This window comes from Paenibacillus sp. sg306046 (assembly GCF_059821225.1).
On the sequence record NZ_JCAMRT010000005.1, the window covers coordinates 44,375 to 57,666 of the forward strand.

The 13,292-nt window shown below is 59.4% G+C and carries 15 protein-coding genes; 8 read left to right on the forward strand and 7 right to left on the reverse strand.

Features of this window, described 5'->3' with window-relative positions; genetic code table 11:
* Positions 1-31: 31 nt before the first annotated feature.
* Entirely contained in the window at positions 32-1,210 is a 1,179-nt protein-coding gene (uptA, locus tag AC6ROY_RS06590; RefSeq protein ID WP_500099361.1) for an undecaprenyl phosphate transporter UptA, read from the reverse strand.
* A 245-nt stretch (positions 1,211-1,455) separates the two neighbouring features.
* Between uptA and AC6ROY_RS06595 the strand changes: the two genes are divergently transcribed.
* The 3 genes from AC6ROY_RS06595 to AC6ROY_RS06605 all read left to right on the forward strand — a co-directional run bounded on the left by AC6ROY_RS06595 (position 1,456) and on the right by AC6ROY_RS06605 (position 3,684).
* Entirely contained in the window at positions 1,456-1,914 is a 459-nt protein-coding gene (locus AC6ROY_RS06595; protein WP_500099362.1) for a MarR family winged helix-turn-helix transcriptional regulator, read from the forward strand.
* A 5-nt stretch (positions 1,915-1,919) separates the two neighbouring features.
* A complete protein-coding gene (locus AC6ROY_RS06600; protein ID WP_500099594.1) occupies positions 1,920-3,260 on the forward strand; it encodes an MFS transporter in 1,341 nt (446 codons plus the stop codon).
* Between the two features lie 109 nt (positions 3,261-3,369).
* Complete coding sequence (locus tag AC6ROY_RS06605) at positions 3,370-3,684, forward strand: dehydrogenase (RefSeq protein ID WP_500099363.1); 315 nt, start codon at positions 3,370-3,372, stop codon at positions 3,682-3,684.
* 117 nt (positions 3,685-3,801) lie between these two features.
* Here the strand turns inward: AC6ROY_RS06605 and AC6ROY_RS06610 are convergent, their stop codons facing one another.
* Positions 3,802-4,491: an NAD(P)H-binding protein gene (locus AC6ROY_RS06610; RefSeq protein ID WP_500099364.1), complete on the reverse strand. Its 690-nt coding sequence runs from the start codon at positions 4,489-4,491 to the stop codon at positions 3,802-3,804.
* Between the two features lie 167 nt (positions 4,492-4,658).
* Between AC6ROY_RS06610 and AC6ROY_RS06615 the strand changes: the two genes are divergently transcribed.
* Positions 4,659-5,420: a TSUP family transporter gene (locus AC6ROY_RS06615; protein ID WP_500099365.1), complete on the forward strand. Its 762-nt coding sequence runs from the start codon at positions 4,659-4,661 to the stop codon at positions 5,418-5,420.
* 95 nt (positions 5,421-5,515) lie between these two features.
* On the opposite strand, the gene AC6ROY_RS06620 is transcribed toward AC6ROY_RS06615, so the two are convergent.
* Positions 5,516-5,809, reverse strand: coding sequence for a hypothetical protein (locus AC6ROY_RS06620; RefSeq protein WP_500099366.1), 294 nt, complete (start codon positions 5,807-5,809; stop codon positions 5,516-5,518).
* Positions 5,810-6,015: 206 nt separating this feature from the next.
* On the opposite strand from AC6ROY_RS06620, the gene AC6ROY_RS06625 reads away from it, so the two are divergent.
* Genes AC6ROY_RS06625 through AC6ROY_RS06635 form a run of 3 tightly spaced genes read left to right on the forward strand, consistent with a single transcriptional unit; the run spans position 6,016 to position 7,298 of the window.
* Entirely contained in the window at positions 6,016-6,606 is a 591-nt protein-coding gene (locus tag AC6ROY_RS06625; protein WP_500099367.1) for a TetR/AcrR family transcriptional regulator, read from the forward strand.
* A gap of 18 nt (positions 6,607-6,624) precedes the next feature.
* A complete protein-coding gene (locus tag AC6ROY_RS06630) occupies positions 6,625-6,987 on the forward strand; it encodes a DMT family transporter (protein ID WP_500099369.1) in 363 nt (120 codons plus the stop codon).
* Positions 6,984-7,298 (forward strand): DMT family transporter, encoded by a 315-nt coding sequence (locus tag AC6ROY_RS06635; RefSeq protein ID WP_500099370.1) that lies wholly within the window; start codon positions 6,984-6,986, stop codon positions 7,296-7,298. The genes AC6ROY_RS06630 and AC6ROY_RS06635 overlap by 4 nt, the downstream gene beginning before the upstream one ends.
* Positions 7,299-7,405: 107 nt before the next feature.
* On the opposite strand, the gene AC6ROY_RS06640 is transcribed toward AC6ROY_RS06635, so the two are convergent.
* The 3 genes from AC6ROY_RS06640 to yyaC all read right to left on the reverse strand — a co-directional run bounded on the left by AC6ROY_RS06640 (position 7,406) and on the right by yyaC (position 10,963).
* Positions 7,406-8,401 (reverse strand): protoglobin domain-containing protein, encoded by a 996-nt coding sequence (locus tag AC6ROY_RS06640; protein WP_500099371.1) that lies wholly within the window; start codon positions 8,399-8,401, stop codon positions 7,406-7,408.
* Positions 8,402-8,561: 160 nt separating this feature from the next.
* Positions 8,562-10,373 carry an ABC transporter ATP-binding protein gene (locus AC6ROY_RS06645; protein ID WP_500099372.1) on the reverse strand — a complete coding sequence of 604 codons (1,812 nt, stop codon included), beginning with the start codon at positions 10,371-10,373 and terminating at the stop codon, positions 8,562-8,564.
* On the reverse strand, positions 10,370-10,963 hold the full coding sequence (gene yyaC, locus AC6ROY_RS06650) for a spore protease YyaC (protein WP_500099373.1): 594 nt from the start codon (positions 10,961-10,963) through the stop codon (positions 10,370-10,372). The genes AC6ROY_RS06645 and yyaC overlap by 4 nt, the downstream gene beginning before the upstream one ends.
* Positions 10,964-11,213: 250 nt before the next feature.
* Between yyaC and AC6ROY_RS06655 the strand changes: the two genes are divergently transcribed.
* A complete protein-coding gene (locus AC6ROY_RS06655) occupies positions 11,214-12,473 on the forward strand; it encodes a glycosyltransferase family 2 protein (protein WP_500099374.1) in 1,260 nt (419 codons plus the stop codon).
* Between the two features lie 493 nt (positions 12,474-12,966).
* Here the strand turns inward: AC6ROY_RS06655 and AC6ROY_RS06660 are convergent, their stop codons facing one another.
* Complete coding sequence (locus tag AC6ROY_RS06660; protein WP_500099375.1) at positions 12,967-13,284, reverse strand: hypothetical protein; 318 nt, start codon at positions 13,282-13,284, stop codon at positions 12,967-12,969.
* Positions 13,285-13,292: the final 8 nt, after the last annotated feature.

Genomic DNA, 13,292 nt, shown 5'->3' on the forward strand with positions numbered 1-13,292 from the left:
CGCGGGCGACTTCATGCCTCCAAACGGCGGCCTAGACGCTGCTGTCGTTGATCAGCTGCTCAATCGCGGCTACATCGGCCGGCGACAGCGTCCGGGTAGGACGATGATTGAGAATATACGGCACCAGCCGTTCGGCCTTCAAGGCGGCGAAGGAGCGGGTCGTTCCCGCCAGGCGGCTGTTCGGGTGCGTGAAGCAGACGATGCCGATCACATCGGCGCGAATTTTGTGCTTGCGCAGCAGCTCCTTGAGCACATACTCATGCCGGTACAGCGGCGCAGTCAGATCCGGATTGCCCTGCTCGTCGCCATCGTCCGCTTCCTCGCCGGTTCCGGACGGCCGATCCAGGCTGATTTCACCGGACCACGGATTGGCGTCAATATGAAAAATGCCGTTGGGCCCGATCACCAGATGGTCGATCTCCTGCGGACTGCTGCTGCCCTGGACGCGCTTGCCGTGCAGCACGCGATACGCGCCGCCGATATAGTTCAGCTGCTGGATGACACGTCCGCTCGCAGCGCCGTTTCGTCCGCTTGCTGCGTACAGCTCGGCGGACGGCTGGCCAGGCTGCTCCGGCTGGTCGTCCGCCGCCTTCGTCCGGCGGCTGGCGGAGCGGCGAAGCAGCCATTTCCACAGCACATACAAAGCAATCAGGATCAGCGCGCCGATCAGGACCGGCTTCATGTAAGGCGCGGCCAGCTTGTCGATTTGCTCCCAGTTGGTCCCCAGCTCGCGGCCGAGGTAGACAAACAAAATGGCCCACGGAATGGTGCCCAGCGTCGTATAAAACATAAATGCGGCCAAATTCATCCGCGCCATCCCGGCCGGAATCGAAATCGCCTGCCGCAGCACAGGCACGAAGCGGGCCAGAAACACCATGCCCGGGCCGTAGCGGGTAAACCAGTTTTCAGCGATGTCCAGGTGCTTTTTCTTCAGGTGCAAATACTTGCCGAATTTATCCAGCGCCGGGCGGCCGCCGTACCTGCCCAGCGCATACAAAATCAGCTGCTGCAGCAAGCAGCCGATCGTTCCGAATACGATCGCGCTCGTCAGCGTTATTTCACCGCGGAAGACGAGATAACCGCCGTAAGCCAGAACAATTTCGCTCGGAATGACCTCCATCATAAGTCCCAGCAAAATCCCCCATACGCCCAATCCTTCTATAAACAGAAGCGCGGATTGAACTCCCTGGTGCAGCAGCTCACTCACCATGACACCTTATCATCCTCTCTTCTACAAGCTATCTTGCGGCTGCCTCTATTCTATCATAAGCCCGTCCGGGCCGCATCCTTGCACGTCTAGCCGACCGGCTCTGCCGGCTGAACAAGCTCCGCGCGGGATGAATAGGCAGCTGGCTGCCGAAGCAGCTTCGCGCAGGTCAACAAACCGGGCTGTTTACATTTTTAGTTGTCGGACATATAATTGCCATGACAACTATTTAGGAACAGAGGTGACTTATGCAGCCTGATTTATCCTCCCTATCGCTTGGCTTTCTGCTTGGGCTGACGCACCGCAAGATGGCGAATCTGCTGTCCGGCCGGCTCAAGGAGTATGATATGACGACCGAGCAATTTTCAGTTTTATGCCGGCTGGCCGAAACGGACGGGATCAGCCAGAAGGCGATTGCCGCCCGTACGGTAAAGGATCAGCCGACTACGGCCCGGATTTTGGATTGCCTGCTCCGCAAGGAGCTTGTTCGCAAAGAGACGAGCCCGACAGACCGCCGCTCCTTCCTCGTGTTCCTGACGCCGGAGGGACGCGCCCGGCTGAATCTGGTCATGCCGGTTGAGCAGGCAGCGCTGCGGGACATCTTCGGCGAGCTGGACAGCGCTGAGCTGACCGTATTGCGCCAAGCCCATTTGCGCATCCTTGCGCGGCTGGAGCTGCTTCTGGACGAGGAGGGCGACCGCCCGTGAATCCGATGTCGCTTCCCGCTGAACAGCCGCGGCTTTGGAGCCGTGAGTTTATTTTACTGACGCTGAGCAACATGCTGCTGTATTTGAACCTGCAGATGATCACTCCTGCGCTTCCTGCTTATGTGACAGACGCATTTGGCGCAAGCCAGTTTGATATCGGGCTGGTTATCAGCTTGTTTGCCCTGACAGCCATCCTTTCCCGGTTGTTCGTCGGCCGACTGCTCAAAACCGGACCGCGGCTCACGATTTTGCTCATCGGACTTATCTTCTATGTAGCTGCCACGTTCAGCTTTTACTTGGCCGGAAGCTTTCTGCTGTTTCTGGCCCTCAGGCTTGTGTATGGCATCGGGTTCGGTGTCACAAGCACCGCCTATGGGACGATGGTATCGGATATCATCCCGATGAGACGGATCGGCGAAGGAATGGGATACTTCGGACTGTCCTCCGGCTTATCCATGGCGATCGCTCCGCTGATCGGGCTGTGGCTGCTCGACTCGTACGGCTTCGGCACGCTGATTGCGGCTGCTACCGGGCTTGGTTTGCTCATTATGCCGATCGTCTGGGGCATTCGCATCAAGCGCCCGGCGACCGCATCGGACGCAGGGGCAGTCGGTCCTTCCTCAGCCTACGCTGCCGCAGAACAAGAGCAAGCGGCCCGGCTGGAGGCGGCTGCGGCGGCTCCGTCCGCTGCCGGACAGTCTGAGCCAGTGTCGGCCGGAGCCGCGAAGCCCTCCGCTCAGGACGCTCCGGGCGACCGCAGCCCGCGGGCAGGCCGGGACCTGCTGCTGCCAGCCTTGCTGAGCATGCTGCTGTCCTTGACCTACGGCGGGCTGATCAGCTTTCTGGCCCTGTACGGCAAAGAAACGGGCCTTGCCAACGTCGGCTGGTTTTTCCTGTTTAACGCGGCTGCCGTCGTGCTGGTTCGCCCCTTTGCAGGCAAGCTGTTCGATACGCGCGGCCATCGCGCTGTGCTGCCGCCCGCCGCTTTGCTGGTGATGGCCGGGCTTGTCCTGCTGTCGTATGCGCACGGGGTGCTCTTGCTGGCGATTGCAGCCATATGCTACGGTACGGGCTACGGCATGCTGCAGCCGTCGCTGCAGGCGTGGATGGTGAAGTCCGTTCGCCCTGACCGTCGCGGCGCAGCCAATGCCGCCTTCTACAACTCCATTGACCTGGGCATCGCCCTCGGCTCGCTGCTGCTTGGCGGGATCGCCGCCCTGAGCGGCTACGCCTGGATGTACCGGATGTCCTCAGCCGTGATGGCGCTGTTTCTGCTCATTTACGGAGGGATGGTGCTGCTGGAGGCGAAGCCGCGCCAGACCGCCGTCTCCAGTCCCCGCTCCTGAGCGAGCCGAGCCCGGTCCCCGGCTTCCTGCCCGGATAAATGTTGCTTTCGGACGGTACGACAGCCCCGCCTGACGCATACCTTATGTCAGGAAGGTAGGTGACGCTCTGATGAATCCGGGTAACTCGATGAAGCACCAGAAGCCGCTGCCCTCGGCGCGGCAAATTCGCCGCACCTGCAGTCGGGAGCTGTACCGGGCGCGCAAACGGCTGGGACGTTATGTCGCTCCGGCTCCGATTCGCGAGGCCGACGAGCTGTATTATCGCCGGGTGATGGCCAATCTCCCGTATATTGCCGAGCATGGCAGCAACCGCAAGGTGCTGGCTGACTGGTTCGACGACCACGTCTGCGCGGATGTCGCCGCGCTGTGGGAGGTCGAATCGGGAGCGTTGTCGCATGCGTTCCGGGAATCATTTGGAGGCTGATGCAGCGGGCATCAGCCTTTTTTCCGTGAAGCTTGGGCAGCGAACAGCTTCAACCTCACGGTCACATTCCCCCTCCATGTTCCCCCGTTGCCAAATGGAATCGCGGCGCTGGCAGCCTTATCCCCGCTTGGCCGCCAGCGCCGCGATCCGCTCGGACTCCAGCACCTCGACGGCAGGCGTATCCGCCGCGGCCGCTAGCCGCAGCATCGCTTCGGCCACCGCGCAGCCTTCAATCGCCCTGTACTTCGCCAGCGGCCCGCGCATCAGCTTGCCTAACGGCTTATACAACGCGGCGGCAGCCCGCTCCATCGGCCGCCGCTCCTCGCGTTCGCCGAGCAGCAGCGACGGACGAAAAATGACCAGCCGCGGCAAGCCAAGCCGCTTCAGCGCTTGCTCGATATCGCCCTTCACGCGATTGTAGAAAAACCTCGACCCCGAATCGGCGCCCATGGCCGTCACGATCAGCAGCCGGGCCGCGCCGTCCCGCACCGCCGCCCGGCCCAACGCCAGCGGATATTCGTAATCTACCCGCCGGAACGCCGCCTGGCTGCCTGCCTTGCGAATCGTCGTGCCAAGCGCGCAGAACACATCCGCGCCTTCAAGCAGCCCGTCCGTCTCCGCCTCCAGCTTGTCGAAGGCAATCCGATGCTCAATAAGACGCGGGTGCGACAGTCCTGTGCTTGTTCTGACCAAGGTTATGACACGCGCGTAGGCAGGACTCGCCAGCAGCAGACGGACAAGCTCGCGGCCGACAAGTCCGGTTGCCCCGGCCACAACGGCCGTGCGGGCTTCCGACTTTGTTTTCATAGGAACAAGCCTCCTCCAAATTGTAATGCGGAAACAACTCCAACATTCCCATATAAAGGGAAAACTATTGACAATACCAGTCGGTTGACTATACTAAATGTACCGTATTTTTAGACCGTTTTCGACTAATAGACCTGGAACCCGCCCAGACGAAGGAGATTGGCTTCATGGAATGGCCTGCGCTCGACATGCTCTTGTTTTTAATCGCGGCCGGATTTGTCGCGGCATTTATTGACTCGGTCGTCGGCGGAGGCGGCCTGGTTTCCCTCCCGGCTCTGCTGCTTGCCGGACTGCCGCCAAATCTGGCGCTTGGCACGAATAAACTCGGCGGCGCCTTGTCGTCGCTGACCAGCACCTTGTCCTTTATGACCTCCGGCAAAATTCACACCAAGGTTGTGCTCACCCTGTTTCCGCTTGCTTTTATCGGCTCGACGCTTGGCACGTATACGGTCCATCTGCTGCCGCCTACGTTTCTGCGGCCGCTGGTCGTCAGCCTGCTGATCGGCATTTTATTGTATACGTTGTTCAAAAAAAACTGGGATGGCACAGGCCAGCTCCGCCCGCTCACACCGGTGACGCGTTCCTTGCTCGGAGCCGCCGCATTTATCATCGGCTTCTATGACGGCTTCTTTGGCCCTGGGGCCGGATCATTCCTGCTGTTTGTCTTTCTGCTGTACGGCTATGACTTTGTCGGCGCCTCCGCCAATGCCAGAGTGCTGAACTTTGCCAGCAATATTGCCAGCTTGTCCGCCTTCTTCCTGCTCGGGTCGGTCCATGTCGGCTACGGACTCCCGATGGGTCTGGCGATGATCGCCGGCGCGTTCGCAGGCTCGCAGCTGGCGATCCGCAAAGGTGCGGCTTACGTGAAGCCGCTGTTTATCGTCGTAACGACGCTGCTGATCGGCAAGCAGCTGTGGGATTTATTTTAAACGGAAAAGGGAGAGCATGCGTCCGCAGCCGGAAGCGTGCTTCTCCCTTTGTCTGATTCGGCGGTGCTGGTCTGGCTGTCTGCCTGCGGCGTTCGTCATGAGGGATAAACCATCATCGTCGACAAATGATTGACCGGAGGCCAGATGTGCTTGGTCTGGTTGCTGATCCATTCCTTCGCCGGATCGCGCACAATATACGGATTCGCAAGTGGACGCAGGTCGTCCCACAGGCAGTCGACTCCTTTGCCGTCGGCATCGCCTGCAAACATGCTGCAGCCCTGGCAAAACTCTTCCTTCTGCTCCTGATCAAGCTTCACGACTTTATTTCGCAGACAGCAATACACCCGGCCGCTCGCATCCTGCAAATTTCGGTGTCGAATAGGCTGCATTCTCTTGAACTCCTTCCATATGCTTCATCCTTGAAGCAAAGCGATAACAGCTAATACCCCATATGTATGCGGACGAACCTCGCCTTGTGATCGTTTCCGACAAAACGGGCTTGTCCCGCTCTTTACAAACGTATGCGGATCGGGTAGAATCTATTCCATTATTACTGACCTAATTATCGTTAGTTAGGGGAAAACGAGGTCTGCCTATGACATCTGCCCGCATTAAAGAAGTCGCGCTGCAGCTGTTTGCGCGCAACGGCTATGACGGGGTTCCTTTATCCGAAATTGCGGCTGCCGTCGGCATCAAGACGCCTTCGATCTACGCACACTATAAAAGCAAGGACGACTTGTTTGTCGCTGTGCTGGAGGACTGCACCCGCGAGCATAATCGCCGGCTGGAGCAGCTGATTGCCAGTTTGCACGGACGGCCCGCCCGCGAGCAGCTGCGCACGCTGCTGGACGACGCCCGGCATAGCTATTTGCTTGACGAGGAGCAGGTTACGTTTATGAAACGGGCCATGCTGTTCCCGCCATCAGGGCTGGAGGATCGGCTGCGTGAGCAGCTGTCGGTGTCTGAAGCGATGATGTACGCCACCTTGGGCGCGATCTTCGAGCAAGGCATCCAGTCCGGGGTGCTTCGGCGCGAGCCGATTGATAACTTGATCACGTCGTTTTACTGTATGATGGACGGGTTGTTTTTGCAAACCTATTATTACCGCAGGGTTGATCTTGATACGAAGCTCGATGCCGTATGGTCAATGTACTGGAACGGGATCGCCGCTTGTACGGAATCGTAAACATGAAGGGAAGCAATCATGAATAAACAATGGGTTCAAGTGTATGTTGCCGCTTTATTTGAGGTAGGATGGGTAAGCGGCCTCAAGCATGCCGACGACGTCTGGAGCTGGGCGATCACCATTATCGCGATTCTCCTCAGCTTCTACGTGATGATTCGCGCATCAACGGTACTTCCGGTGGGTACCGTGTACGCCGTATTCGTCGGGCTCGGAACCGCCGGGACCGTTGTCGGTGAAATTTTATTTTTCGGAGAGTCGGTCAGCATGGCGAAGCTGGCGCTGATCGCGATCATGCTTGTTGGCGTCATTGGTCTCAAGCTTGTCACCGGCAACACCGGCAAGCAAGCCGGGTCAGCAGCGACAGGAGGGGAACGCTCATGAGCTGGTTTCTGTTAATCTGCGCAGGCTGCTGCGAAATTGTGGGCGTAAGCATGATGAACAAACTGGTCCGCGACCGGAAGGCAACCTCCGCGCTGCTGCTCGCCCTTGCGTTTGTCTCCAGCTTCCTGCTGCTGTCGATCGCAATGAAGACGCTGCCGATGGGTACCGCCTATGCGGTCTGGACCGGCATCGGCGCCTCCGGAGGCGCCATCGTCGGCATGCTGCGCTACGGGGAGCCGCGCGACGCGCGGCGCTTGCTTTTTATCACGATGATTTTGAGCGCAGCGGTCGGCCTGAAGCTGTTCTCCTGACACCTCCTTTTCCCCTTCTGCTCCAACAACGCGGCCGGCATCCCCCCCTCAACGGTGGAAGATGCCGGCCGCTTGGCCTAACACGGACTAGCTGAGAACCTCAATAATCAAATTTGCTCCAGCTCATTCGCCACAGACTTAATCATACGGACAAATGACGTTAATTCCTCAGAGCTTGCTGCCTGCTCCTGCGCAAGCGCCGAGGCTTCCACCGAATCCCGCAGCACTTCCTGAAGAATATTGGAAATCTCGGCAAGCTTGGACTTAATCGTAACCAGAGATTCCTTGGAGTGGGAGGCCAGCTTGCGGATTTCGTCGGCTACTACGCCAAATCCTCTGCCGAACTCACCGGCATGTGCCGCTTCGATCGCCGCAGTAAGCCCCAGCAAATGCGTTTGAGCGGATATGTCCTGCAGCAGCGAGCCTACTTTATTGATCTCCCCGACTCTGGCATGCAGCTGTTCTACCCGATGATGAGCTTTTGTCTGGATTTCCGTCGTATGGACCGCAGAGTCAGTCAAGGACTGGCTGCTCCCGTTCAGCTCAACCATCATCGCCGCAAGATCCTGCACCGCCTTGCTGACCTTGCCGATCGTATCCTGTCTTTCGTCAGACAGCGCCTGAATTTTCTGTTTCTCGTCATGCTCATAGGCTTCCAGCACTAACTGAGAATCAAAGTTAAACATTTTCGTTAGAGCAAGAATAATATCCATCCAGCGATCGGGAGCAATGTGCTGGAAATGCTGCACCGCGACATTCAAATAAAGCATGTAGGTTCCCAGATACCATTCCGTTGTTAGGCCGATTCGGGAGTGAACTCTGCCGATAAACAGTCGCCTGTCAATAAACTCCGCATCTATTTTACCGTCGACCATCGACATGAAGTACCATCTTTGAGTTTCCTTCAGCCGTTCAATCGTCGTGTTGGCGCTGATTATTTTTTTCAGCTCAGGCTGCGAGTAAATGCGGTCATACAGCTGATCCACGACGCTGTCCACAATTTCCGCAAAATGGTCCTTCTGCTGATGAAGAAAGTGCAGGTCCTGCTCCGTAAGGCCCGTGTATACCAGTTGTTTTTTTCTTGCCTGATCTACCGTAATCATAGCAAGTCTCCCCCTGACCCCTCTTTGATTGGCTTGTGCCTAAGCTGAACTGCGGCCATCCGTTGTAGAGCTTCGAATCGTTCGAATACAAGCTATATCGACCCATTTTGGACTGGAATGAATAGTCTCGCTGCGGGTAGCCCGAGCCTGGCCTCGCCGATCACGTCGCAGCCGCTTCGCTGCGCGCGAACTGGGTGCGGAACAGCCGTGCATACAAGCCATCTGCCGCCAGCAGCTCCTCATGCCGTCCTTCCTCGGCGACCCGGCCGCCCTCCAGTACAATAATCCGGTCAGCCGCCAAAATGGTGGACAGCCGATGAGCGATAACGAGTGTCGTGCGGCCGATCATCAGCTTGTCGAGCGCAGCCTGCACGAACGCCTCGGACTCGGAGTCCAGGTGCGAGGTCGCTTCGTCGAGAATCAAAATGCGCGGATTTTTCAAAATCGCGCGGGCAATCGCCAGCCGCTGACGTTCGCCGCCCGACATCCGGTGGCCCCGCTCCCCGACAGTCGTGTCATAGCCTTGCGGCAGCGACGCGATCACATCATGAACGTAGGCCTGTCGACAGGCCTCCTCCAGCTCGGCGTCGGTTGCGTCCGCCCGGGCAAACAGCAAATTATGACGGACTGTATCATGGAACAGAAACGATTCCTGGGTGACAAACGCCACCTGGGCGCGCACGCTGTCAACCGTCAGCTCGCGCAAATCGGACCCGTCTATCTCGACTGCGCCGTCTGTCGGGTCGTAAAGCCGGGCCAGCATGCCGATCAGCGTTGACTTCCCTGCCCCGCTCGGTCCGACAATAGCCACGACCTCGCCCGGCCGGGCGACAAAGGAAATCTCGCTCAGCGCCTCCTGTCCCGTCTGGTACGCATAGGACACCTGCTTGTACGCCACATGGCCCGCCGCAACGCCCAGCTCCCGCGCACCGGGGCGGTCGGCGACCTCCGGAACAAGGTCGGCATATTCGAACAGCCGCTGGAACACCCCCAGCACCGTACCCAGCTCCACCCGCAGGTTCAGCAGCGTGCCGACCGGGCCGTACAGCATCCCCAGATATGCCGCGAAGGCTACGATGCTGCCGATGGTCATCTCCCCCTCCATGACCTTCCACCCGCCGTACAAATAAATGAGCGCGGTGCCGAGCGGCCCCAGCACGCCGATGACCATCATAAACCAGCGGCCAACCAAATTCAGCCGCAGCTCCAGCTCCATGACCCGTTCGTTCAGCTCGCCGAACTGCCGCTGCTGGGCCGGCTCCTGCTGAAAAATACGCGTCAGCAGCGCGCCGGACACCCCGAACAGCTCGCCAAGCTTCGCCGACATATCGCCGCGCACCTTCTGCGTTTCGATGCGCAGCCGTTTGCGGATCGCCGAGACACGGCGGACCGGCAGCAGAAAAATCGGCAAAATCGCCACCGCCAGCAGCGCAAGCTGCCAATCAAGCGCCACCAGAATACAGACGCTGGTCACCACGATGACCGATTGGGTAATGGTGGACACGATCAGTGTCGATACAACCGACTGCACCGACTGGACGTCACCCGTCAGCCGCTGGATAATCTCGCCCGACTTGGCATCGGTGAAAAATCCGAGCGACTGCCGCTGCAGGTTCGCAAACAGCGTCTGTCGCAGATCACGCATAACACCTTGGGCTACCTTCGTGTTCTGATGGTTTTGCCAGACGCCCAGCAGGCCGCTGACCAAGGGCAGCAGCACCATCAGCGCCACCATCAGCATCAGCTGCCGCTTGTCGCCCTGCGGCAGCGCGTGGTCAATAATTTCTTTCATTACAAGCGGCGGCACAAGCCCGATGACGCCGCCGAGCAGCGCCAGCGTCAAGATGGCCGCCAGCGAAAACCGGTATGGCCGAAACAGGCCATAGACACGCGACAGCGGCACGTCCTTCCAGTCCGCCCGCCCGCGAGGCTTGTAGCCGTGTCCGCTTTCTCCTCCGCCAAGCTCCTTCATCGCCGTCCCTCCCGTTCCTCCGGGCTGCGCGCCGCTCCGGCCTCAAGCTCCGCCTCCGCACCCGGAAAAAGCGGAAATACATGGCGGATCGCCGCCGCAATTTCCTTAGCCATCGTCATGACCACGTGCAGCGAGGTGCTTTGCAGCAGCGCATACTTCTGTCCCTGATCAACGTTCACAATCGCCGCAATCGAATACGTGCCGACCGGCGGCAGCTGGCGGCCGACCGACTTGCCCGGCGCCAGAGGCCGATTGGACACCTGGTAGCTGCCAATGGACAGCGGCTGCCCGAGACAGGCGTCAATCGCCAGCACCGTTACGCCCGCTGGCACAGCGGCCAGCCGCTGCGGCAGGTTGCTCGCGTCCAGCGGATGCGCCAGCGTGCCGATCACCCGCCGGTAACCGGCCTCCTCCAGCAGTGAGCCGACCAGCGGACCCAGCGCATCGCCCGTTGAGCGATCCGTCCCTACACATACAAACAGCAGCTGATCCAGTGTCGTTCCTTGCTCGCGAATCGTATGCAAAAATGCGGGCAGCTCGCCGCCCTTTACTTTTTTCCGGAATAACGGCTGAGCCGCATGTTCGTCCATTTCACGTCACCTGTTCCCGTCCGAATTATGCTTCGCCTGCCGCCAGGCATGGCCTGACGGCCTGTCACGTACATGTAGCATACTGTACGTCCGGCGAATCCGGCAACCCTTTGTTGACGCTTGGCCGAGATGGACGCCGGTCATCGTTCGCCGCCCCCTGCAGCTCTGTGCCGCCTCGGCAACATTTGTTGAAGACTGTCGACGCATGCTATAATTCGGACAAACCCGGTAACAGATGGAGGTGCCGCTCATGAGTCTGCTTGGCTTCCTGTCGCTGTGCGCGCTCGGCTATTGGCTGGCGCTGCTGTGGGATACGCTGCGTGCGCGGCGCTGGATGTTTTCACTTCCGCACTTTGCGGGTAATACAGCTCTACAGACGCTGATCCGCCGGATGGACCCGTCCCCCGGCAACCGGAGGGAGGAGCTTGCCCGAAAGCAGGCGTTGTTTGACTACCCGCTCGTGTCCGTCATTATTGCGGCCAAGGAAGAGGAGTCAACGATTACCGACACCGTGAAGCATCTGCTGAATCAGACGTATCCCCGACTGGAAATCATTGTTGTCAACGACCGTTCGCAGGATCGGACCGGGCGGCAGCTTGACGAGCTGCGCAACTGGTCGGAGCGCCGGGACGGCATCGCCGTACCGCTGCGAATCATTCATATCACAAGCCTGCCTGCAGGCTGGATCGGCAAAAACCATGCGCTGTATCAAGGTTATGCGCAAGCGAGAGGCAGCATTCTGCTGTTCACCGATGCAGATGTGCTGTTTTCGCCCGATGCGGTGTCAGACGCCGTCGCGTATATGCAGCAGGAGCAGGCCGACCATCTGACGCTTGCGCCGCGTATGAGGGCCCGCGGGCTGTGGCTGAAAGCTTTTGTTCATTATTTTCTCTTCACCTTGAGCGCTTACGTCCGCCCCTGGCGGTCCAACGACGACTTCCAGCACCAGCACGGAATGGGCATCGGCGCTTTTAATATGATGACCCGCCGCGCTTACGAAGCGATCGGCACTCACCGCGATTTTGCGATGCGGCCGGACGACGACCTGGAGCTTGGACGGCGGGTCAAGCGGCGCAGGCTGCGCCAGCGGCTTGCATCGGGCGTCAACCATCTTGAGGTGGAATGGTATGGCAGCATGTCGGCAGCCGTTCAAGGACTGGAGAAAAATTTGTTCGCCGGCTTCGGCTACCGGCTGTGGCTGGCTGCGCTTGGCGTCGTCGGGCAGCTGGCGCTGTTTCTGCTCCCGCTTGTCGGCTGGCTGTTTGCCCCCGGCTGGGCGGCCTGGGGCTTCGGAGCCTCTGCCCTGCTGCTGCTGACCGTCTATCTGCTGCTGGTTCGTTCCATCACCGGGGAGGGCGGCCGTGAGCTGCTGGTGCTGCCCGCGACCATTCTGCTGCTCGTGTATGTGGTCGTCCGCTCCGTCGGGCTGACGCTGCGCCGGGGCGGCATTTATTGGCGGGGCACGTTTTATTCGCTCAAGGAGCTGCGCGCCATGCGCAGCAGCGATTAGGCCGCCCAGCGGCTGTTCCGGCACGCAGGAGCCCTTTATGAAATCTTAACACGAACCTTGCCCGGCTTGCGTTACAATGAAGGAAAACCATCCGACTTGAAGGAAAGGAGAGAGCTGCGATGCATGTTTCCGACAAGGCTGTGAAATATACGCTTATCAGCACGCTGCTGACGTTCACGCTGCTTGCGATCCATCAGCTGACCGGGGCCCTCTGAGATGACGGAGCTGACCTGCCGGTTGATCCGGACTTCCAGACAGCTTGCCCGGCCTGTTCGCGCCTCGAACCTGAAGGCTTGCTCTCTTTACTTGACTGTGTTTCATTAGATGACATTAAACAAAGAGCCTCGGCTGTCCACGATGCATCGCGGATCGCCGAGGCTCTTGTTTTGTACAGCATGTTAGGCTGTGCGGTCCGCGTCTGCCGTCTGCAAGGCAAGGCCCTGCTTCTCAGAACAGACCATCAGGGCCAGCAGGGTCATCCGGGCTGACCGGGCTAACGCACCTGCTTGGGCTGATGCGTATTCGATGCGGTCGCATCCAGGCTTTGCTGTGCTTGCGTCAGCTGATCCCATACCTGCGTCAGCTCCTGCTGCTGATGCTCGGCATCCCGCGAAGCCATCTGCGCTCGCGCCTTGTCCAGCTGCTGCTGCGCCGCCTCCAGCTCGGCCAGCGCAGCCGCAAGCTTGTGCGGGTTGGATTCCAGCTGCGCGTGGCGGACGGCCATCTCCGCATCCTTGGCGATCTGAATCGCCTTCTCCGCGTTGTCGACGACATGCTTCGTCGGCATCTGATGTTGGTTGATATCGGTCATACCAGCAT